The sequence below is a fragment of the Streptomyces sp. VTCC 41912 genome (assembly GCF_045799175.1).
Taxonomy (GTDB): Bacteria; Actinomycetota; Actinomycetes; order Streptomycetales; family Streptomycetaceae; genus Streptomyces; species Streptomyces albulus_C.
This window is the reverse complement of record NZ_JBJMAB010000005.1, coordinates 184,134-203,943: the sequence shown is the minus strand read 5'-3', so window position 1 is coordinate 203,943 and position 19,810 is coordinate 184,134. Positions and strand designations below refer to the sequence as shown.

Genomic DNA, 19,810 nt, shown 5'->3' with positions numbered 1-19,810 from the left:
GACCGTACACCGCGGGATAGGATCACCGCGCCATGGAGAAGAATGTGCCATACACCAGTTTCGTCGCGGTCGGCGACAGCTTCACCGAAGGCATGTCGGACGGCCTTCCGGACGGCTCCTACCGGGGCTGGGCGGACCTGCTCGCCGCCCGACTGGCGGCCCTCGGACCGCCGGCGGCCGGCGACGCCCCCATCGAGGGGGACCCGCCCGGCTTCCGGTACGCCAACCTCGCCGTGCGCGGCAAGCTCATCGACCAGATAGCCGACGAGCAGTGCGGCCCCGCCGCCTCGATGGGCGCCGACCTGGTCACGCTGGTCGGCGGGCTCAACGACGTACTGCGCCCCTCGTGCGACGTGGAGCGGGTGTGCGCACGGCTCGCGGACTGCGCGGACGTGCTGGCGCGCGGCGGCGGGCAACTGGTGCTGATGCGCAGCCCGGGCCGCCGCGGACCGGTGATGGAGCGGTTCCGGCCGCGGATGGAGCAGCTCTTCGCGACCGTCGACGCGCTGGCGGCCCGGCACGACGCCGTGGTCGTCGACCTCTACGCGTCGCAGGCGCTGGCCGACCCCCGACTGTGGGCCGCGGACCGGCTGCACCTCAACGCCGAGGGGCACCGCCGGGTCGCCGAGGCGGTCTGGCAGGCACTGGGGCTGCCCGCCGCCGCGGACTGGGACGCCCCGCTGCCGCCCGCCGTCCCGCCCCGCTGGGCCAGCCGGCGCACCGCCGACCTGCGGTTCGCCCGCGAGCACCTGGTGCCGTGGATCGGCCGCCGGCTCACCGCGCGCTCCTCGGGCGACGGGCGGAGCGGCGCCCAGTTCGACGCCGGCCTGGGCACGGCCTTCTGGATCACCCCCACGGACCCCGCCGACCCCGGCCCGGTGACCGGCTGGCGCGCGGTGAGCGGCGTCCCGGGGCGGGCGGACCGTCAAACGCCCTAGCCGAAGCGCCGGCGCAGCTTCTGGACGCCGCGGTAGCCGAGGTACCCGAAGAAGCCCACGAACACGACGAAGACCAACAGCGCCTCCCACCACGGCATCCTGCCGTGGGAGCGGGAGGTCCCGCGCGTGGAGGAGTGCCGGGTGGTGTGCGAGTGCCAGCCCGAACCGCTGCGGCCGCGACCACCGCGGCCGAGCGCCACCGCGTCGAGGCCCGCGCTCCGCTGGCCGCGGTGATCCTCGCCGCCCCCGTCCCGCTCGACCGCGGTGGCGCGGACCGGGCGGTGCGCCGGTGCCGCCCGGGCGACCGCGGCCGGCGCCGTCCAGCACAGCGCACCGAGCAGCAGCAGCGTCACGGCCCGTGCGGTTGTCCCTCGCATGATGTCTCCCCCTCGTCGGGCGGCGCGACGAACGCCGCGCCCGGTGCCCGGCGTTGCAGGCTAGGGCATGCGGCGGACGGCGGGTACCGGGGTTCGGGGGCCGGCGGCTCGGGCACGGCCGGGCCGCCCGCCGGTCCCGGCGTTACGCTCGTTCTGTCGGCATACGTTCCGCTCGGACGGAGGCGGCCATGAGCCAGTACGACGAATACACGACTCCGTCGCAGGCCGAGGGCGAGCGGCTGGACGAGGACCGGGACCCGTCCGAGCCGCGCCACCCCGCGACGATGCGCACCCAGCCGTCCCAGGCGGAGGGCGAGCGCACGGCGGAGGACGACGCGGACTGACGGCGCCGGCGGCCCGGGAGCACGTGCCCGCGAGGGGCCCGGGGGCTGTAGGAAAGCACAGCCGGGACCGGGGCTCTGGCCTGCGCAAAGCGCCAGTAGACTCTGGCCACGTGACTGCTGTGTCTGCGAAGCCTCGCATCCCCAATGTCCTGGCCGGCCGCTACGCCTCCGCGGAGCTGGCCGTGCTGTGGTCCCCCGAGTACAAGGTCAAGCTGGAGCGGAAGCTGTGGCTCGCGGTGCTGCGCGCCCAGAAGGACCTGGGGGTGGCCGTCCCCGAGCAGGCGCTGGACGACTACGAGCGGGTGCTGGACACCGTCGACCTGGCCTCGATCGCCGAGCGGGAGAAGGTCACCCGGCACGACGTCAAGGCCCGGATCGAGGAGTTCAACGCCCTGGCCGGGCACGAGCAGATCCACAAGGGCATGACCTCCCGCGACCTGACCGAGAACGTCGAGCAGCTCCAGGTCCGGCTGTCGCTGGAGCTGGTGCGCGACCGCGCGGTCGCCGTGCTGACGCGCCTGGGCGCGCTGGCCGCACAGCAGTCCGAGCTGGTCATGGCCGGCCGCTCGCACAACGTCGCCGCGCAGGCCACCACGCTCGGCAAGCGCTTCGCGACCGCCGCCGACGAGCTGCTGGTCGCCTTCGCCCGGGTCGAGGAGCTGCTCTCCCGCTACCCGCTGCGCGGCATCAAGGGCCCCGTCGGCACCGCCCAGGACATGCTCGACCTGCTCGGCGGGGACGCCGGCAAGCTCGCCGAACTGGAGCAGCGGATCGCCGCCCACCTCGGCTTCGGGCAGGCGTTCACCTCCGTCGGCCAGGTCTACCCGCGCTCGCTGGACTACGAGGTCGTGACGTCGCTGGTGCAGCTGGCCGCCGCGCCCTCGTCGCTGGCGAAGACGATCCGGCTGATGGCCGGGCACGAGCTGGTCACCGAGGGCTTCAAGCCCGGTCAGGTCGGCTCGTCGGCGATGCCGCACAAGATGAACACCCGCTCCTGCGAGCGCGTCAACGGCCTGATGGTGATCCTGCGCGGCTACGCCTCGATGACCGGCGAGCTGGCCGGCGACCAGTGGAACGAGGGCGACGTGTCCTGCTCGGTGGTCCGCCGGGTGGCGCTGCCGGACGCCTTCTTCGCGCTGGACGGCCTGCTGGAGACCTTCCTGACGGTGCTCGACGAGTTCGGTGCCTTCCCTGCCGTGGTCGCCCGCGAGCTCGACCGCTACCTGCCGTTCCTCGCCACGACCAAGGTCCTGATGGGCGCGGTGCGCGCCGGAGTGGGCCGCGAGGAGGCCCACGAGGCGATCAAGGAGAACGCGGTCGCCTCGGCGCTGGCCATGCGCGAGCAGGGCGCGGAGCGCAACGAACTGCTGGACAAGCTGGCCGCGGACCACCGCATCCCGCTGGACAAGGACCAGCTCCAGGCCCTGATGGCGGACAAGCTGTCCTTCACCGGCGCGGCGGCCGACCAGGTCGCGTCGGTGGTCGCCCGGATCGGCGAGATCGCCAAGCAGCACCCCGAGGCCGCCGCCTACGCCCCCGGCGCGATCCTCTGACCCGGGGCCGACGTGCGCTTCACCCCCGAGGAGTTGCAGGCCGCTCGTGACCGCGTCGTCCCGGACGTGGTCGCGAGCGGGCTGCGGGTGCTCTTCTGCGGGATCAACCCCGGGTTGATGACGGCCGCCACCGGACACCACTTCGCCCGGCCCGGCAACCGCTTCTGGCCCGTACTGCACGCCGCCGGCTTCACCCCCCGGCAGCTCCGCCCCGACGAGCAGGGCGAACTGCTCGACCACGGGCTGGGCATCACCAACGTCGTGGCCCGGCCGACCGCGCGGGCCGACGAGCTCAGCGCGGCGGAGTACCGCGAGGGCGGCCGGCTGCTGGCCGAGCGGGTCGCCCGGCTGCGGCCCCATTGGCTCGCGGTCGCCGGCGTCACGGCCTACCGCGTCGCCTTCGACGACAAGCACGCGGTGATCGGCCCGCAGGAACGCACCCTGGGCACCACCCGCATCTGGGCACTGCCCAACCCCAGTGGCCTGAACGCCCATTGGACGCTGGCCACCATGGCCGAGGAGTACGGCCGGCTGCGCACCGCGGCGTTCACCGACTCCTGACGGACGGCGGGCGGTGCGCGTCGGCGCGTGCGGACCCGTCGGCGGGCGTCCGTCGCCGCGCCGGCTAGCCGGCTCCGGGCGGTGGCCCCGGTGCCACGGCCGCCAGCACCTGGCACGGCTGCCCGGGCTCCAACGGCCCGGCCCCGACCGCGACCCAGCGGTCGCCGGCCGTCCATGCGTACACCCGCGGCACCAGCCCGCACAGCGCGTCCAGCGGCGGCGGGACGGGCAGTCCCCGCGCGGTGCGCTCCAGCGCGTCCGCCAGATCGTGGACGACCGGGCGGCCCCAGCGCAGGGACACCACCGCGACCAGCGCGGCGAGTTCGTCCACGCACCGCTCGCGGGCCGCCGCGGCGTCCGCCGGATCCGCGTCCCACAGCGGGCCGCCGGCCCACAGCCGTACGAGGTGGAAGCCCGGTCCGCTGGTACCGACCGCGGTGTGCTCGCGCTGCTCGGGGAAGGGGCGGGCGCATAAGGCGTCGAGCGTGGTGAGCGCGGCGGGCGGTCCGCCGGGCGGCTCGGGTCCGGGCCGTGCGACGGGCGCGGCGCGGCGCGGTTCGTTCGTCATGCCGTCAGTAAACCGCCGGGGTCTGACAATTGGCCGGGCGCGCGGTCCGCACCGCCGCCACGGGCCCGACGGGGCTCGCCGCACACCCACTGACCGGCTACGATCCGCCAGACAGGCGAGGCGAGGAGACGGACGTTGGGTCGGCTCACCGGCGGGGACCCCTCCCTGCTGCGACGGATCAACTCCGCGGTGGTGCTGCACGCGCTGCGCGCCGCGGACTCCCCCACGCTCACCGACCTCGTCCAGGTGACGGGCCTGTCCCGGCCGACCGTCGAGGGCGTGGTCGAGGGGCTCATCGAAACCGGCCTGGTGGCCGAGGCCCCCGCCGAGGAGGGCGAGGCCCGGCGCCAGGGGCGGCCGGCCCGCAGGTTCCGCTTCCGCACCGAGGCCGGGCACCTGCTGGGCATCGAGATCGGGTCGCACCGGGTCGCGGTGCTCCTCGCCGACCTCGACGGACGGGTGCTGGACTCGGCGCACCGTGCCGTGTCGGAGAGCGCACCGGCCGACGAACGGCTGGAACGGGTCCGCGCGGTGGTGGCCGACCTGCTGCGCCGCACCGGCGTGGCCCGCAGTTCGCTGCGGGCGGTGGGCGCGGCCGGTCCGGGCATCGTGGAGGCGGACGGCACCGTGCGGCTGAGCACCGCGCTGCCCGGCTGGACCGGACTGCCGCTGGGCGACCGGCTGCGGCGCTCGTTCCGCTGTCCGGTGCTGGTGGAGAACGACGCCAACGCCGCGGCGGTGGCGGAGCACTGGCAGGGCGCGGCGACCGGTTCCGGCGACGTGGTGTTCGTCCTGGCCGGGTTGAGCCCGGGGGCCGGGGCGTTGATCGGCGGACGGCTGCACCGCGGCTTCGGCGGTGCGGCCGGCGAGATCGGCGCCCTGCACCTGCTGGGGCGCGAGGCCACGCCGGAGGCGCTGCTGTCGACGACCGGGGAACCGCTGCACCCGCTGGACGAGGCGCAGGTGGCGGCGGTGTTCGCGGCCGCCCGGGACGGGGACGCCGAGGCGCGGGAGGCGGTGGACCGCTTCATCCGGCGGCTGGTGCACGACGTCGCCGCGCTGGTGCTGGCGCTCGATCCGGAGTTGGTGGTGATCGGCGGCTGGGCGTCCGGGCTGGCGGGCGTCCTCCCGCCGCTGCGCCGGGAGTTGGCGCGCTACTGCCTGCGCCCGCCGCAGGTGGTGCTGTCGCAGCTGGGCCCGGCCGCGATCGCCACCGGTGCGCTGCGGCTGGCCCTGGACCACGTGGAGAACGAACTCTTCGCGGTGGACGGGACGTTGGCGGGGCGGCGGTGAACGGCCCGTCCCGCGTCGGACGGGCCGACGCGCACGGGCCCGCACCGGGAGCGTTCCGGTGCGGGCCCGTCCGTGGGGCTGCGGTCGTCAGCCGGCGAGCACCGGCTCCCCGGTGCGCTCCCCGAAGGTGAGCCGGCAGGTGTCGGCGCGGTAGGTGGAGACCGCGACGGCCGCGGTCCGGCCCCGGGAGACGTAGCGGGTGGTGACGACGAGCACGGGCGAGCCGGGCAGGCGGTCCAGTTGCTTGGCGTCCTCGGCGCGGGCCGAGCCCAGTTCGACGGTGCGGTCCTGGCCGTCCAGGTCGAGGGCCTGGAGGGCGCGGAGCACGGCGCGGGCGTGCGCGTCCGGGGCGAGGGCCGCCGCGTCGACGCAGTCGGGGACCGTGGCGGTCCGGACGTAGAGGAGTTCGGCGGCGACCGGTTGGCCGGCCGAGACGCGGCTGCGGCGGACCACGTGGACCGTCTCGCCGGGTGCGGACTCCAGCAGGCGGGCCACCGCGGCGGGCGCCTCGTCGGTCTCGCTGGCGGCGACCGGCTGCCAGTCGTCGCCGGCGGCGCCGGGCCAGGTGTGGCGCGCGGGATCGACCGCGACGCCGAGCCGGGGCGGGGCGACGGTGGTGCCGACGCCGCGCCGGCGGTGCAGTCTGCCTTCGAGTTCGAGCTGTTCGAGCGCCTGGCGGAGCGTGGCGCGGGCGACGCCGAACCGGGCCGCCAGGTCCCGTTCGTTGGGCAGGATCTCGCCAACCGCGAACTCGGTGTCCAACGCGTCGCTGAGCACTGTCTTGAGATGCCAGTACTTGGGCTCCGGAGCCGTTTCGAGCTGCGTGGTCCCCACCCCCAAGGCAGCGGGCCCCGGTCGGGCCCGGTGATGTGCGGCCCGCGAGCGGGCCCTAATAATGAGCGCTTCTTTATTAAAGGTTGTTGCAGTATCCCGACGATATGACCGACCCCACCCTTGGTCAAGACCAATCCCGTACCGGTTTTCGGCCGCCACCGCGGCGCCGCCCGACCGGCGCCCGCCGCCGACCGGCCGCTAGCCTCCTGGTCATGCTCGGTCTGTTGCACACCTCGCCGGTCCACGTTCCCGTCTTCGACGCGCTGCGGGACGCCGATGCCCCCGGGCTGCCCCTGCGGCACCGGGTGCGGCCGGAACTCCTGGCCGCGGCCCGGGAGTCGGGCCCGGACGGGGTCGCGGAGGAGGTCGCGGAGGCGGTCGGCGCGCTGGCGCGGGACGGGGCGCGGGCGGTGCTGTGCACCTGCTCGACGCTGGGCGACGTGGCCGAGGCGGCCGGGGCGGCGGCCGGCGTGCCGGTGCTGCGGGTGGACCGGCCGATGGCCGCCGAGGCCGTCGCCGCCGGTCCGCGCCTCGCGGTCCTCGCCACCGTGGAGAGCACCCTGGCGCCCACCACGGAGTTGATCGCCGACGAGGCCCGGCGGGCCGGGCGCCCGGCCGCGGTCCGCACCGTGCTCGTGCCGGACGCCTGGGAGCGCTTTCAGAACGGCGACCGGGAAGGCAGTCTGGCGGCGGTCGTCGCCGCGGTGCGGCGGGAGCGGGCCGCCGGCGGGATCGACGCCCTCGTGCTGGCGCAGGCGTCGATGGCGCCCGCCGTGGAACGGCTCGTCGACGAGGGGCATCCGGGGGCGGGCGTGCCGGTGCTGGCGAGCCCGCGAAGCGGCCTGCGGGCGGCGGCCGTGCTGGCGGGCCGGTGACTTCAGCCCGTCTGGTCTGACGCTACGTCATACGTCTTGTGCGGCAGTGGTGTTCAGCGTGCGGCGAGCGCTTCGGCGTTGTTCCAGTCGCGGGTGGACAGGACCAGTCGGTAGCCGTCGGGGTCCTCGACGGTGACGCCCCAGGCGTCCCAGTAGGGGTTGTGGGCGGCGACGCGGGTACCGCCGCAGCGTTCGAGGCGCGCGACGAGGTCCTCGGGGACCGGTCCGCCCACGTAGACGACGAGCAGGTCGTCCGGCGTGGGCGTCGGGTGGAGCGCGCCCGACGGGTCGTGGGTCAGTTCCAGGTGCCAGGCGGCGTCCGGCCACCCCAGCATCAGGAGGGAGTGCTCACCCGCCTGCGAGGTGTGGCGGTGCAGTTCGCGCAGGCCCAGCCCGTCGCGCCAGAAGCGGCCGGCGGCGACCAGGTCGCGGGTCGGGCGGGCGAGGCGGAGGTGTGCGGAGCCGAGGGCCGGCATCGGTGTGGCCTTCCGTGGGGGCCGCCGACGGCGGCGCGTCATCGAACCGTAGACGTCCGGGCCGGTTCCTGGCGATCGGTCATCGGTCCTGCGACTCTGGTCGCGGTCCGCGACCCGGCCGCCGCGTGTTCACCGGGAGTTCGCCCGGTCGGCATCGGGTGGCGATACCAACGGGACGTGACGAGATCGGACGCATCACGGAGGTGCGAGATGGCGCAGGGTTCCGGCGGCGGCTTCGGGCGGCGGGCACTCCTGCAGGGCGCGGCGGCGGGGTCCGCGGCACTGGCGCTGCCCGCGACGGTCGGGCTCGCGCCGGCGGCGGCAGCGCCGGCGCTGGTGCACGGCGGACGGCCGCGCGCCGACTGGGGCGTGCAGGTCGGTGACGTGACCGCGTCGTCCGGCCTGGTGTGGGCGCGGTCCGACCGGCCGGCCCGGATGGTGGTGCAGACCTCGGCCACCGAGTCGTTCCGCAACGCCCGCACCTGGCACGGGCCGTTGCTCGGGCCGGGCACGGACTTCACCGGGGTGACGGCGCTGCACGGCCTGCCGGCCGGGGAGCAGGTCCACTACCGGGTGCTGCTGGCCGACGCCGACCATCCGGAGCGCACCGGCGAGCCGGTGGCCGGGACGTTCCGCACCGCGCCCGTCCACCGCCGGGCGGACGTCCGTTTCCTGTGGTCGGGGGACCTGGCCGGGCAGGGCTGGGGCATCAACCCCGAGCACGGCGGCTACCGCGTCTACGAGGACATGCGGCGCCGGAACCCGGACTTCTTCCTGTGCAGCGGCGACAACATCTACGCCGACAACCCGATCCCGGAGCGGGTCACGCTGCCGGACGGCCGGATCTGGCGGAACGTCACGACCGAGGAGAAGGCCAAGGTCGCCGAGACGCTGGCGGAGTTCCGCGGCGCGTTCCGCTACAACCTGCTGGACGAGAACCTGCGCCGGTTCAACGCCCAGGTGCCGACCATCACCCAGTGGGACGACCACGAGGTGCACAACAACTGGTACCCGGGCCAATTGCTGGACGACGACCGGTACCGCGTCAAGGACGCCGACGTGCTCGCCGGGCGGGCGCTGCGCGCGTTCGGCGAGTACTTCCCGATCCGCACGCTGCGCCCGGACGCCGGCGGCCGGGTGTACCGCGTCCTGCGGCACGGTCCGCTGCTGGACGTCTTCGTGCTGGACATGCGCCGCTACCGCGACGCCAACTCCCCCGACCGGCAGACCGACGACCCGCAGGGCATCCTGGGTGCCGAGCAACTACGCTGGCTCAAGCGGGAGTTGTCGCGTTCGCGTGCGGTGTGGAAGGTGATCGCCTCGGACCTGCCGCTGGGGCTCGTCGTCACGGACGGCCCGGCGAACTTCGAGGCGGTGGCGCAGGGCGACCCGGGCGCGCCCCTGGGGCGGGAGCTGCAGATCGCGGAGTTGCTGCGGCACGTCAAGCACCAGCGCATCACCGGCACGCTCTGGCTGACGGCGGACGTGCACTACACCTCGGCGCAGCACTACGCGCCGGAGCGGGCGGCATTCAAGGACTTCGCACCGTTTTGGGAGTTCGTGTCCGGGCCGCTGAACGCGGGCGGCTTCCCGGCGGTGAAGTTGGACGGAACCTTCGGGCCGGAGCAGCCGTTCGTCAAGGCACCGGACCGTGCGAACGTCTCCCCGGCGGAGAGCCCGCAGTACTTCGGCGAGGTCGACATCGACGGGGGAAGCGGGGAGCTGACGGTGCGGCTGCGCCAGGAGGGCGGAGAGGTCTTGTTTACGAAAACGCTACAACCGGGACGGGTAGGACAGTAGAGGCCAATGCGTCGATTGTGTCTTTTACCCGTGCGACACAAGGTGTTGGCGACCAGGCAACACCGGTCGGCGAGGCTGGCCGCATGACTGAAGCCACCTCCGCCCGTTCGGCCCGGCACCACTCCTGGCGCCGGGACGTCGTCGAGCTCGCCGCCCTGTTCACCGCCGTGGCGGTGGCCGACGCCGCGGCCAACACCGTCGCCCACGGCCCGTCGGGGCCCGTGCTGCTGTGCGCCGCCGCGGTCGCCCTGCTGGCCACCACGGGCTTCCACGTCTGGTGGGCACGTCGGCACGGACACGCGCCACCACCGACGGACACCCCGGCTCCCGATACCGCCGCGCCGCCCGCCGCCACGACCCCCGGGACGGGGGCCCGCCAGAGCGCGCTGTGGCGGATGCGGACCACGGTCCGGGACGAGCCGGGCAGCCTCGCCGCGCTGTGCACGGCACTGTCCGCGCTGGGCGTCGACATCCTCAGCCTCCAGACCCACCCGCTGTCCGAGGGGACCGTCGACGAGTTCCTGCTGCGCGCGCCGGCCGGCCTGGCGCCCGCGGAGCTGACCCGCGCGGTCGCCGGCGCGGGCGGCGCGCACAGCTGGCTGGAGCGGGCCGACGCCCACGACCTGGTCGACGCGCCGACCCGGATGCTGGGCCTGGCCACCCGCACCGCCCTCGACTCCGCCGAACTCCCGCTCGCACTGCGGCAGTTGCTGGGTCGCTGCACCATCCACTCGGTGCCCGCACGGTCGCTGACCGGCCAGCCGCTGGCCGACGAGGTGCCCGCCGAGGGCGTGCTGGAGGAGCACACCATGACGTTCCGGGACCCGTCCGGGGGCTCGCTCACCATCGAAAGGCCGCAGTTGCCGTTCACCCCCACCGAGTTCGCCCGGGTGCGCGCACTGGTCGAGCTGGACACCCGGCTCGGCCAGCGCGTCCCACCGCGGCGCGAGGTGCTCACGCTGCCCGAGGGCAACGCGATCACCGTCCGCCGCGCCGGCACCGACGACCTGGCCGCCGCCCGCGCGATGCACGAGCGCTGCTCGGCGCGGACGTTGGCGCAGCGCTACCACGGCCCGGTCGGGGACGCCGACCGCTACCTCGGGCACCTGCTCAGCCCGCGCTTCGGCCGCACCCTGGCGGTGGAGACCGCCTCCGGGCGGCTGGTGGCCCTGGGCCACCTGCTGTGGGACGGCGACGAGACCGAGGTGGCGCTGCTGGTCGAGGACGCCTGGCAGCAGCGCGGCATCGGCGCGGAGTTGCTGCGGCGACTGGTCGCGATGGCCGCCGAGACCGGCTGCGAGAGCGTCTACGCCATCACCCAGGCGTCCAACACCGGCATGGTGACGGCGATGCGCGGCCTGGGGCTGCCGCTCGACTACCAGATCGAGGAGGGCACCCTGGTGATCACGGCGCGCCCGTCGGGCGTGCCGGCCCACCGCGAGGACCGCACGGCGCTCCGCCTCCGGGACGGCTCCCGGCACGGCTGAGGGCCCGCCCCGCCCGGCGCCGGTGCCCGAAGCGCGGCGCCGGGCACCGGACGCGACAGTAACGTCCGTCGGAATGATGGTGACGCGGCGGCCCCATCCGTACGAGGATGGCCCGCATGTCCAACACCACTACTCCCGCGGGCGGTCCGCTGCCCCGCCAGGTCGCCGACGCCTACGTCGACGCCCTCGTCGAACTGGACCCGATCACCGGCACGTTCCTCGGCGTCGCCGAGAGCTCCGGCAAGCTCCCCGACCTCTCCCCCACAGGCCAGGAAGCGGTGGCGCAGCTCGCCCGCACGACCCTGGAGCAGCTGACCGAGGCCGAGGCCCGGCCGGGCGCGGACAGCCCCGCCGAGCAGGTCTGCGCCCGGCTGCTGCGCGAACGGCTGACCGCGGAGCTCGCGGTGCACGAGGCCGGCGAGGGCCTGCGCGCGGTGAGCAACATCGGCTCGCCGCTGCACGCCGTCCGGGAAGCCTTCACCCTCACCCCGGCCGACACCGAGGACGACTGGTCCGCCCTCGCCCAGCGGCTGCGCGCCGTACCGGGCGCGCTGACCGGCTACCGCGCCGCCCTCCAGGCCGGCCTGGACCGGCAGCTCCCCGGCGGCCCGCTCCAGGTCGCCACCGTCATCGGGCAGCTGGGCGAGTGGATCGGCACCGACCGCAGCTGGTTCGCCGACTTTACCGCCCCCGGACCGGCCTCGCTGCGCGCCGAGTTGGACGAGGCGGCCGCCGTCGCCACCGGCGCCCTGGGGGAGCTGCGCGACTGGCTCCGGGACGTCTACGCACCGGCGGTCGAGGGCGCACCGGACGTGGTGGGCCGCGAGCGGTACGCCCGGCTCGCGCGCTACTACAACGGTGCCGACCTCGACCCGGAGGAGGCGTACGCGTACGGCTGGTCCGAGTTCCACCGGCTGCTCGCCGAGATGGAGGCCGAGGCCGAGAAGGTGCTGCCCGGCGCCAAGACGCCGTGGGAGGCGCTGGCCTGGTGCGACGAGCACGGCGAGGCCGTCGAGGGCGTCGAGGAGACCCGGCAGTGGCTCCAGTCGCTGATGGACGAGGCCATCGACACCCTGGACGGCACCCACTTCGACCTCGCCGAGCGGATCCGCCGGGTGGAGTCCAAGATCGCCCCGCCGGGCAGCGCCGCGGCGCCGTACTACACCCAGCCGTCGCTGGACTTCGCCCGGCCCGGCCGGACCTGGCTGCCCACGATGGGCGCGACCCGCTTCCCGGCGTACGACCTGGTGTCCACCTGGTACCACGAGGGAGTGCCCGGTCATCACCTCCAGCTGGCGCAGTGGGTGCACGTCGCCGACCGGCTCTCGCGCTACCAGACGACCGTGGGCATGGTCAGCGCCAACGTCGAGGGCTGGGCGCTGTACGCCGAGCGCCTCATGGACGAGCTGGGCTTCCTGTCCAGCGCGGAGCGGCGGCTGGGCTACCTGGACGCCCAGATGATGCGGGCGGTCCGCGTCATCATCGACATCGGCATGCACCTGGAGCTGGAGATCCCGGCCGACTCCCCGTTCCACCCGGGCGAGCGCTGGACGCCGCAGCTGGCGCACGCGTTCTTCGCGCAGCACAGCAGCCGCCCGGCCGACTTCGTCGAGAGCGAGATCATCCGCTACCAGGGCATCCCCGGCCAGGCGATCGGCTACAAGCTGGGCGAGCGCGTGTGGTTGCAGGGCCGGGACGCGGCCCGGGCCCGGCACGGCGCGGACTTCGACCTGAAGGCGTGGCACATGGCGGCGCTGTCCCAGGGCTCGCTCGGCCTGGACGACCTGCTGACGGAGCTCTCGGCGCTCTGACGGCAGCGTCCCGGGCCCGCCCCGCCCCGGCGGCGGACCCGGGACGCCGCGGCCGGCGCGCGCCGCCGGCCGCGGGGGCCGGTCCCGGCGGCCGCCCCGGCGCTCGGCCGGCACAAGCCGGAACCCCCGGGCCCTTGCTCCGCCGGCGTTCCCCCTGCTAGACAGCGGGGATGACCGGATACTCCCCCGATGACGCCGACCGGCGCATCCTCGATGTCCTCCAGCACGACGGGCGGGTGGGCAACGCCGAGCTGGCGCGGTCGGTGAACCTCTCGCCGAGCACGGTGGCCGCGCGGGTGCGGCGCCTGGAGGAGTCCGGAGTGATCTCCGGGTACGCGGCGGTGATCGACCCGGAGCGGGTCGGGCTGCCGGTGCTGGCGTTCGTCCGGCTGCGGCAGACCGGCGGGACCGGCCAGCCGTTCCGGGACCTGCTCGCGGACACCCCGGAGATCCTGGAGGCGCACCACGTCACGGGCGAGAACGCCCTCTTCCTCAAGGTCGCGGCCCGGTCGATGAAGCACCTGGAGGAGGTGTCGGGCCGGATCGGCGCCCTGGGCGAGGTCGCCACCAGCGTGGTGTACTCCTCCCCGCTCCCCCGGCGCCCGGTCAGCACCTGACGCCGTACGACGGGCCGGGCGGTCAGCCCCCGGCCGGTACCCGGTGCCGGACGCTGGATCCGGCGCGGTCCTTGACGACCTCCAGTTGGGCGGGGATGCGGGTCTTGAGGTCGGCGACGTGGCTGACGATGCCGACGCTGCGGTCGCGTTCGCGCAGGCCGTCGAGGACGTCGAGGACCTCGTCGAGGGTCTGCTCGTCGAGGCTGCCGAAGCCCTCGTCGATGAAGAGGGTGTCCAGTGGGGTGCCGCCCGCCTCGTCGGTGACGACGTCGGCGAGGCCGAGCGCCAGGGCGAGCGAGGCGAAGAACGTCTCGCCGCCGGAGAGGCTGGCGGTGTCCCGTTCCTGCCCGGTCCAGGCGTCGACGACGTGCAGGCCGAGGCCGGAGCGGCGGGCGCCGCCGGCGCGTTCGTCGGAGTGGACCAGGGTGTAGCGGCCGGCGGACATCCGGTGCAGCCGGGCGGTGGCGGCGGCCGCGACCTGTTCCAGGCGGGCGGCGAGCACGTAGGACTCCAACCGCATCCGGCGGGCGTTCTCGGCGGAGGTGCCGGCGGTGAGCGTGGCGAGGCGGGCGATCCGGTCGTAGGCGGCGCGCAGCGGGGCCAGTTCGCGGGCGTCGGCCGCGGCGTCCGCGGAGAGCCGGTCGAGGGCGGCGCAGCGGTCCCGGGCGGCCGCGAGGGCCGTGGTGGCCGTGCGCAGGCGGGCGGCAGCGGCCTGGTGGGCGGCGCGGGCGGCGTCCGGGTCGGCGGCCGGGAGGGCCGCGGCGGCGCGGAGTTCGGGGTGGTCGAGTTCCGCGGCGACGGCGGCGGCCTCGGCCTGCCAGGCGTCCTGACGCTGTTGCAGGGCACGCCGTTCGACGTCGGGGAGCAGCGCGTCGACGGCGTCCCGCGGGGTGGCGAAGCCGGCGCGGTGGGCGGCGGCGGTGAGCCCGGCGTCGGCCTCCGTCAGGCGTGCGGCGCAGGCCGCGGCGGTGCGGGACGCCTCGGCGGCGGCGGCGAGCAGGGTGACCTGCCGCTCCAGTCGGGCCGCCCGGTCGGCGACGCTGGCGCAGTCGGCGCGGGCGTCGGCGAGTTCGGCGTCGAGCGCGGCCCGTTCGCGGTCCAGGGCCTCGCGGTGGGAGGTGCGGGCGGCGGCCCGGCGCTCGGCCCGCTGCTGGTCGTCGCGGCGGCGCTCGTACTCGCGCTCGGCGCGGGCCAGCGCCTCGCGGGCGGCGTGCAGGTGGGCGCCGGCGGCGTGCGCGCGGGCCGTCTCCTGTGTCACGCGCTCGACCTGCTCGGCGAGTTCGGCGGTGGGGGTGTCGCCGGCCGCGGCGGTGGCGGCGGCCCGGGCCTCCTTGACGGCCTGGCGGCGGTCCTCGGCCTGCTGGCGGGCGTCCTCGGCGCGACGGTGGTCGGCCTGCGCGGCCTCCTCGGCCGCCCGGTCGACGTGGCCGGCGCCGGGGCGGGCCGGCTCCGGGTGGCTGACCGACCCGCACACCGCGCAGGCTTGACCGTCCGTCAGACTGGCGGCGAGTTCGGCGGCGATGCCGCGCAGCCGCCGGTCCTTGAGGTCGAGCCAGTGTTCGCGGGCGGTGGCCGCGCGCTCCCGGGCGGCCAGCACCTGCCGTTCGGCGGTGGCGAGTTCGGTGGCGAGCCGGTCGCGGCGGCGGGCGGCGGCGAGCCGTTCGGTGGCCGACTCGCGCTGTGCGGCGAGCTGTTCGGCGCGCTGGGCGGCTTCCTGGGCGGCGTCGATACGGCGCTGGTGGGCGGCGCGGGCGGTGTCCCAGTCGGCCAGCCACTCCGTGGCGTCCAGCAGCGTCTGCTCGTCGGCGCGGGCCTCCCGGTCGAGGTCGGCGCGTTCCCGGGTGAGGTCGGCGGCCCGCCGTTCGGTGCGCCGGGCCGCCGCGAGGGAGCCGAGCGTGGTCCGCACCTCCCGCTCCTGCGCGGCGAGTTGAGCGCCGTCGGCGTCCGCGAGAGAGGGCGGCAGCGGGGCACGGTGGTGTCGTTCGGCGTCCTGGGCGGCGGTCAGTTCGCGCCGGGCCGCATCGCGGAGGGCGAGGGCGGGCGCGACCTCGGCGGCGGCCGCGGCCCGCGTCAGCCGCGCACGGGTCCGGTCGCGTTCGTCGCCGGCGGCGGCGAGCCGGTCGGCGCGCGACTGGGCGTCGGCGTGCCGGCGTTGCCGACGGTCCTGCTCGCGGACCTCCTCCAGGTGCCCGGCCGCCGCGCGCTCGGCCGTTTCCGCCGCGGCCACGGCGGCTCGGGCGCCCGTCAGGCGTTCGCGGGCGGCGACCCGGGCGACGGCGGCCCGGGACAGCACCGCGTCGGCGAAACCGGGCTCGCCGGGACCGGGGGCGGCGTCGGCGGCCCCGTCGGCGGGGCGGGCCGGGGCGGCGGCCCGGGCGGCGCGGCCGGTGGGGCCGGCCTGGGCGGGCACCGCGGCCCGGACGGCCGGTGCGGGAACGGACGGGTCGGCCAGGTCCGGGAGGTCCCCGGCGGCCTGCGCGATCCGGTGGGCCAGCGCGAGCAGCCGCTCGTCGCCGGCCGCGACCCGGTCGGCGGCGGACCGGCGGCGGGTGGTGAGCTGGTCCTCCAACGCGGCGAACCGCCGGGTGTCGAAGAGCCGGCCGAGGAGTCGGGCCCGGGCCTCCGCGTCGGCCCGCAGGAAACGCGCGAAGTCGCCCTGCGGCAACAGCACCACCTGGCAGAACTGCTCCTTGCTCATCCCGAGCAGCTGCCCGACCTCCTCGCCGATCTCCTGGTGGGAGCGGCTGAGCGCGCGCCACGCACCGCCGGCCGGGTCGCCGTCAGCGGCGGGGGCGAACTCCCGCAGCCGGCTCTGCGGCTTCTCCTTCGTCGTCCCGGTCCCGCGCTTCTTGGGGCGGGGCTGCTCCGGAAGTCGGGTGATTTCCAACCGGCGCCCGGCGACGGTGAGTTCGAGGACGACCTCGGTGGGAACCTGCGGGTCCGCGAGGTCGCTGCGGAGCGCCTGGCCGCTCTGCCGCGCACCGGGCACCGACCCGTAGAGCGCGAAGCAGACCGCGTCCAGGACGGAGGTCTTGCCGGCCCCGGTCGGGCCGTGCAGCAGGAACAGGCCGTCTCGCGCCAACCGGTCGAAGTCGACGGTGTGGCTGCCGGCGAACGGGCCGAACGCGGTCACGGTCAGACGGTGCAGTCTCATGGCGCCACCTCCGCGGCCAGGTCGGTGATCCGCACCTCGTCGAGGGCCGAGCGCAGTTCGGCCCGCTCGGCGTCGTCGGCAGCGCGGCCGGAGCGGACGTGCGCGACGAAGTCCTCGGCGATCTCCTGGTCGCTGCGGCCGCGCAGCCGCTGGGCGTACGAGGCCGAGGGACGGTCCGGGGCCTCGTCCGGGTCGAAGACCAGGCTGAGGGTGTGCGGGAAGCGCTTGCTGAGCCGGGCCATCGGCTCGGCCGGGCGGGAGCCGTCGGTGAGCGTGGCCTCGATCCAGGAGTCCTCGTGCCGGGCCAGCTCGGGGTCGTCGAGCAGGTGCGCGAGCGGGCCCCGGATCCGGGCCAGCGGGCGCGGCACCGGGCAGTCCACCCGCTCGGCCCGCACCGCGCCGTCCGCGTCGAGGTCGACCAGCCAGGACGACTTGCGGTGGGTGGCCTCGGAGAAGGAGTACGCCAGCGGAGAGCCCGAGTAGCGGACCCGCTCGGTGAGGGTCTGGCAGCCGTGCAGATGGCCGAGGGCCGCGTAGTCGACGCCGGCGAAGACCGTGGCGGGCACGGAGGCGGCACCGCCGACGGTGATGTCCCGCTCGCTGTCGCTGGGGGTCCCGCCGGTGACGAAGGCGTGCGCCAGCACCACCGAGCGGGTACCGGCGGGCCGGGTGGCGAGGTCCGCGCGGACCCGGTCCATGGCCGCGCCGAGCACCGCGGCGTGATCGGCGCGCGCGGCCCCCAGGGTGGCGCGCACCATCGCCGGTTCGAGGTAGGGCAGCCCGTAGAAGGCGACCGGCCCGTGCGTGTCCTCCAGGAGGACGGGGGTGTCGCAGGCGGCCGGGTCGGTGTGCAGGTGGATGCCGGCCCGCCGCATCAGCCCGGAGCCGACGCCGAGCCGGCGCGCGGAGTCGTGGTTCCCGGAGATCATCACGGTGGGCACGTCCAGCTCGGCCAACCGGTGCAGGGCCTCGTCGAAGAGCTCGACGGCGGCCAGCGGGGGCACCGCCCGGTCGTAGACGTCGCCGGCGACCAGCACCGCGTCGACGTCCCGGGTGCGGACGGTCTCGACGAGGTGGTCGAGGAACGTCCGCTGGGCGGCGAGCAGGTTCACGCGGTGAAAGGACCGGCCGAGGTGCCAGTCGGAGGTGTGCAGAAATCTCACGACATCGCTCCGACCTGCATGTTCTCCCTCTCCAACGGCTTCACCCCAGCACCGGGTCAGCACGAGTCTACGAGTCACCACGGGGCACGTGGTGCGGGGCGAGCATCCCGGCGCCGACGCACTCGACCACCTCGCGCCTCCCCTTTCCGGGGCCAGGGCCCGGTCATGGGCGTCGGCCCCGGAAAGGGGAGCCGGTGGAAGGGTCCGTCCGGTGATCCGCTACCGGCGCCGGGTGCGCGCCTCGATCCGGTGGTCGAAGGCGGCGGCGCGGACGCTGCGGAGCGCCGCGACCGAAGCCACCGCGACCACCGCGCCGCCGGTCGCAACGGCTGGCGGACCATGGTCGAAGTGGCTGTTGTCGAGGCTTACTTGGTGGTGCACAGGGTGTTCCGCCATGGGATGAGTTGATCCGCGCGGTTGGTGATGATGCCGTCGACGCCCCACGTCGTGGCGGCTCGCCAATCGCTGTCGCGGTCGACCGTCCATACGAAGACTTCGATTCCGGCGGACTGGAGCCGGTCGACCGCTGCCGGCGAGACGGAGAGCCCCTTGAAGCTCACGGCATACGCGCTGAGTGAGAACTTCCGGGCGGTGGCCACGGGGTCCGCATCGAGGTTGTCCCGCAGCAATGCGATCTTGGTCCTGTACCGGGAGGCTCCGGCGTGGCGCACCACGTCTTCGTCGAATGACTGGGCCATCGTGCGCCGGGTCAGTCCGGCTTCGGAGACCAGTCTGAGTGCGTGGTCGACGGACGCCGGGGTCTGGGTTCCCTTGATTTCCAGCAGGAGACGGGTCGACCTGCCCTTGAGCAGCGTCAGCACTTCTTCCAGGGTGGGCACGCGTCCCCCACCCTTGACGGTGAGCCTGGCGATCTCTTCTGCACTGAGTTGGTCGATGCGGCCCTTGCCGTTGGTCATCCGGTCCACGGTCGCGTCGTGCATGATGACGGGCTGTCCGTCCTTGGTGAACTGGACATCGGTCTCGATCCAGTCCGCCCCGCGGTCGATCGCCTTCTGGAGTGAGGCAAGCGTGTTTTCCGGGGCGAGTTTCGGCGCGCCACGGTGTCCGACGACGGAACTCCGGGGGCAGTCGAAAGGAGAACTCCGGTCAGAGATGCGGATGTTGTCGATGGTTCCCGAAAAGTGTTCCTGCCAGATTCCTCGGTAGCGGAGGCGGCCGATCTGAAGGCCGCCTCGGGCCTGCCACGGCGTGGTGAAGGCAGCGGGCGTCTGGGCCTTGCCGTTGACGAACAGTTGGATCGTCTCGGCGGTGTCGTCGTACACACCGGTCAGCTCCGTCCACACACCCACCTGCGCGGCTTCGGCGCTGCTGGAGCGGGCGACGGCGGTGGCATCGGTGTCGCTGGCATGGCGGTTGAACACCCACGTGTCGAGGTCTTTGGAGTAGGAGAGCTGGAATCCGCTGGCACGATCACCGGCCTGCGACAGGAACGTGTGGCTGCGGGCCTTGTTGTCGAGCTTTACCCATACGGATACGGAGAAGGATGTGGTGGTGTCCACCACGGGTCCTGCGGTCGCCGCGTAGGCAGAGGTACCGTTGAGCTTCAGGGCCGTGTTGAATTTGCCGGCAGCTCCCAGTTCGGCACCGCCGGCCAGCTCGGCAACAGCCCCTCCTGTTGCACCACCCGACACACGTCCCGTCCCCGCAGTCTCATCCAGGGGGAAATTCGCCTTCTCGACCATCGGGGGGAGATCGACGTCGAGGGCTTGCGCGTCAGTCGAAGGTCCGACCATGCCACAGGACGTGAGTGTCCAGAGGGTCACTGACAGCGCCGATATCGAAATCAACGACAGCTTGACCCTGCTCGGCATTTTCATTTCAAATCCTCATTGAATGCACGTGAAAGCGCGCAGAAAAATGTTCTCGCGCTGGTGAGGATCGGGGTCTGCACCGACAGAGCAGGCCACAGCAGAACCCGAAGAGGGATGCGGTGCGTCA

General features: G+C 74.7%; 18 protein-coding genes. 10 read left to right on the top strand and 8 right to left on the bottom strand.

Going from position 1 to position 19,810, the window contains the following annotated elements:
• The first annotated feature begins 32 nt into the window (after window positions 1-32).
• Window positions 33-938, top strand: a complete 906-nt coding sequence (locus ACJ6WD_RS10365; protein ID WP_407615617.1) for an SGNH/GDSL hydrolase family protein — start codon at window positions 33-35, stop codon at window positions 936-938.
• Here ACJ6WD_RS10365 and ACJ6WD_RS10360 read toward each other — a convergent pair.
• Window positions 935-1,315, bottom strand: coding sequence for a hypothetical protein (locus tag ACJ6WD_RS10360; RefSeq protein WP_233659026.1), 381 nt, complete (start codon window positions 1,313-1,315; stop codon window positions 935-937). The two genes, ACJ6WD_RS10365 and ACJ6WD_RS10360, sit on opposite strands and share 4 nt — an antisense overlap.
• 188 nt (window positions 1,316-1,503) lie before the next feature.
• On the opposite strand from ACJ6WD_RS10360, the gene ACJ6WD_RS10355 reads away from it, so the two are divergent.
• The 3 genes from ACJ6WD_RS10355 to mug all read left to right on the top strand — a co-directional run bounded on the left by ACJ6WD_RS10355 (window position 1,504) and on the right by mug (window position 3,773).
• Window positions 1,504-1,659 carry a hypothetical protein gene (locus ACJ6WD_RS10355; RefSeq protein ID WP_407615616.1) on the top strand — a complete coding sequence of 52 codons (156 nt, stop codon included), beginning with the start codon at window positions 1,504-1,506 and terminating at the stop codon, window positions 1,657-1,659.
• 119 nt (window positions 1,660-1,778) lie between these two features.
• Window positions 1,779-3,212, top strand: a complete 1,434-nt coding sequence (gene purB, locus ACJ6WD_RS10350; protein WP_038523846.1) for an adenylosuccinate lyase — start codon at window positions 1,779-1,781, stop codon at window positions 3,210-3,212.
• A 12-nt stretch (window positions 3,213-3,224) separates the two neighbouring features.
• Window positions 3,225-3,773 (top strand): G/U mismatch-specific DNA glycosylase, encoded by a 549-nt coding sequence (gene mug / locus ACJ6WD_RS10345; protein ID WP_233659025.1) that lies wholly within the window; start codon window positions 3,225-3,227, stop codon window positions 3,771-3,773.
• A gap of 64 nt (window positions 3,774-3,837) precedes the next feature.
• Here mug and ACJ6WD_RS10340 read toward each other — a convergent pair whose 3' ends face one another.
• Window positions 3,838-4,341, bottom strand: coding sequence for a hypothetical protein (locus ACJ6WD_RS10340; protein ID WP_331246526.1), 504 nt, complete (start codon window positions 4,339-4,341; stop codon window positions 3,838-3,840).
• A gap of 135 nt (window positions 4,342-4,476) precedes the next feature.
• Here ACJ6WD_RS10340 and ACJ6WD_RS10335 point away from each other — a divergent pair, with 135 nt between their 5' ends.
• A complete protein-coding gene (locus ACJ6WD_RS10335) occupies window positions 4,477-5,634 on the top strand; it encodes an ROK family transcriptional regulator (RefSeq protein WP_407615615.1) in 1,158 nt (385 codons plus the stop codon).
• A gap of 87 nt (window positions 5,635-5,721) precedes the next feature.
• On the opposite strand, the gene ACJ6WD_RS10330 is transcribed toward ACJ6WD_RS10335, so the two are convergent.
• Entirely contained in the window at window positions 5,722-6,468 is a 747-nt protein-coding gene (locus ACJ6WD_RS10330; protein ID WP_233659022.1) for a GntR family transcriptional regulator, read from the bottom strand.
• Between the two features lie 212 nt (window positions 6,469-6,680).
• Here ACJ6WD_RS10330 and ACJ6WD_RS10325 point away from each other — a divergent pair, with 212 nt between their 5' ends.
• Window positions 6,681-7,343, top strand: coding sequence for an aspartate/glutamate racemase family protein (locus ACJ6WD_RS10325; protein WP_233659021.1), 663 nt, complete (start codon window positions 6,681-6,683; stop codon window positions 7,341-7,343).
• A gap of 53 nt (window positions 7,344-7,396) precedes the next feature.
• On the opposite strand, the gene ACJ6WD_RS10320 is transcribed toward ACJ6WD_RS10325, so the two are convergent.
• On the bottom strand, window positions 7,397-7,819 hold the full coding sequence (locus ACJ6WD_RS10320) for a VOC family protein (RefSeq protein ID WP_233659020.1): 423 nt from the start codon (window positions 7,817-7,819) through the stop codon (window positions 7,397-7,399).
• Between the two features lie 210 nt (window positions 7,820-8,029).
• On the opposite strand from ACJ6WD_RS10320, the gene ACJ6WD_RS10315 reads away from it, so the two are divergent.
• The 4 genes from ACJ6WD_RS10315 to ACJ6WD_RS10300 all read left to right on the top strand — a co-directional run bounded on the left by ACJ6WD_RS10315 (window position 8,030) and on the right by ACJ6WD_RS10300 (window position 13,534).
• A complete protein-coding gene (locus ACJ6WD_RS10315) occupies window positions 8,030-9,619 on the top strand; it encodes an alkaline phosphatase D family protein (RefSeq protein WP_407615614.1) in 1,590 nt (529 codons plus the stop codon).
• 83 nt (window positions 9,620-9,702) lie between these two features.
• Window positions 9,703-11,106: a GNAT family N-acetyltransferase gene (locus ACJ6WD_RS10310; RefSeq protein WP_407615613.1), complete on the top strand. Its 1,404-nt coding sequence runs from the start codon at window positions 9,703-9,705 to the stop codon at window positions 11,104-11,106.
• A gap of 116 nt (window positions 11,107-11,222) precedes the next feature.
• A complete protein-coding gene (locus tag ACJ6WD_RS10305; RefSeq protein WP_233659017.1) occupies window positions 11,223-12,917 on the top strand; it encodes a DUF885 domain-containing protein in 1,695 nt (564 codons plus the stop codon).
• A gap of 170 nt (window positions 12,918-13,087) precedes the next feature.
• Window positions 13,088-13,534: an Lrp/AsnC family transcriptional regulator gene (locus ACJ6WD_RS10300; protein WP_233659016.1), complete on the top strand. Its 447-nt coding sequence runs from the start codon at window positions 13,088-13,090 to the stop codon at window positions 13,532-13,534.
• Window positions 13,535-13,556: 22 nt separating this feature from the next.
• On the opposite strand, the gene ACJ6WD_RS10295 is transcribed toward ACJ6WD_RS10300, so the two are convergent.
• The 4 genes from ACJ6WD_RS10295 to ACJ6WD_RS10280 all read right to left on the bottom strand — a co-directional run bounded on the left by ACJ6WD_RS10295 (window position 13,557) and on the right by ACJ6WD_RS10280 (window position 19,689).
• Window positions 13,557-16,688: an AAA family ATPase gene (locus ACJ6WD_RS10295; RefSeq protein WP_407615612.1), complete on the bottom strand. Its 3,132-nt coding sequence runs from the start codon at window positions 16,686-16,688 to the stop codon at window positions 13,557-13,559.
• Window positions 16,685-17,851, bottom strand: coding sequence for an exonuclease SbcCD subunit D (locus tag ACJ6WD_RS10290; protein WP_407615611.1), 1,167 nt, complete (start codon window positions 17,849-17,851; stop codon window positions 16,685-16,687). Before ACJ6WD_RS10290 ends, ACJ6WD_RS10295 begins: the two co-directional genes overlap by 4 nt.
• Before the next feature lie 219 nt (window positions 17,852-18,070).
• Window positions 18,071-18,247, bottom strand: a complete 177-nt coding sequence (locus ACJ6WD_RS10285; protein ID WP_233659013.1) for a hypothetical protein — start codon at window positions 18,245-18,247, stop codon at window positions 18,071-18,073.
• Entirely contained in the window at window positions 18,217-19,689 is a 1,473-nt protein-coding gene (locus ACJ6WD_RS10280; protein ID WP_407615610.1) for a glycerophosphodiester phosphodiesterase family protein, read from the bottom strand. Before ACJ6WD_RS10280 ends, ACJ6WD_RS10285 begins: the two co-directional genes overlap by 31 nt.
• Window positions 19,690-19,810: the final 121 nt, after the last annotated feature.

Coding starts and splice junctions, on each gene's coding strand:
- ACJ6WD_RS10325 (WP_233659021.1), top strand. CDS start 6,681: ATGCTCGGTCTGTTGCACACCTCGCCGGTCCACGTTCCCGTCTTCGAC.
- ACJ6WD_RS10355 (WP_407615616.1), top strand. CDS start 1,504: ATGAGCCAGTACGACGAATACACGACTCCGTCGCAGGCCGAGGGCGAG.
- ACJ6WD_RS10300 (WP_233659016.1), top strand. CDS start 13,088: ATGACCGGATACTCCCCCGATGACGCCGACCGGCGCATCCTCGATGTC.
- ACJ6WD_RS10285 (WP_233659013.1), bottom strand. CDS start 18,247: ATGGCGGAACACCCTGTGCACCACCAAGTAAGCCTCGACAACAGCCAC.
- ACJ6WD_RS10295 (WP_407615612.1), bottom strand. CDS start 16,688: ATGAGACTGCACCGTCTGACCGTGACCGCGTTCGGCCCGTTCGCCGGC.
- ACJ6WD_RS10340 (WP_331246526.1), bottom strand. CDS start 4,341: ATGACGAACGAACCGCGCCGCGCCGCGCCCGTCGCACGGCCCGGACCC.
- ACJ6WD_RS10280 (WP_407615610.1), bottom strand. CDS start 19,689: ATGAAAATGCCGAGCAGGGTCAAGCTGTCGTTGATTTCGATATCGGCG.
- ACJ6WD_RS10365 (WP_407615617.1), top strand. CDS start 33: ATGGAGAAGAATGTGCCATACACCAGTTTCGTCGCGGTCGGCGACAGC.
- ACJ6WD_RS10315 (WP_407615614.1), top strand. CDS start 8,030: ATGGCGCAGGGTTCCGGCGGCGGCTTCGGGCGGCGGGCACTCCTGCAG.
- ACJ6WD_RS10305 (WP_233659017.1), top strand. CDS start 11,223: ATGTCCAACACCACTACTCCCGCGGGCGGTCCGCTGCCCCGCCAGGTC.
- ACJ6WD_RS10360 (WP_233659026.1), bottom strand. CDS start 1,315: ATGCGAGGGACAACCGCACGGGCCGTGACGCTGCTGCTGCTCGGTGCG.
- ACJ6WD_RS10310 (WP_407615613.1), top strand. CDS start 9,703: ATGACTGAAGCCACCTCCGCCCGTTCGGCCCGGCACCACTCCTGGCGC.
- ACJ6WD_RS10320 (WP_233659020.1), bottom strand. CDS start 7,819: ATGCCGGCCCTCGGCTCCGCACACCTCCGCCTCGCCCGCCCGACCCGC.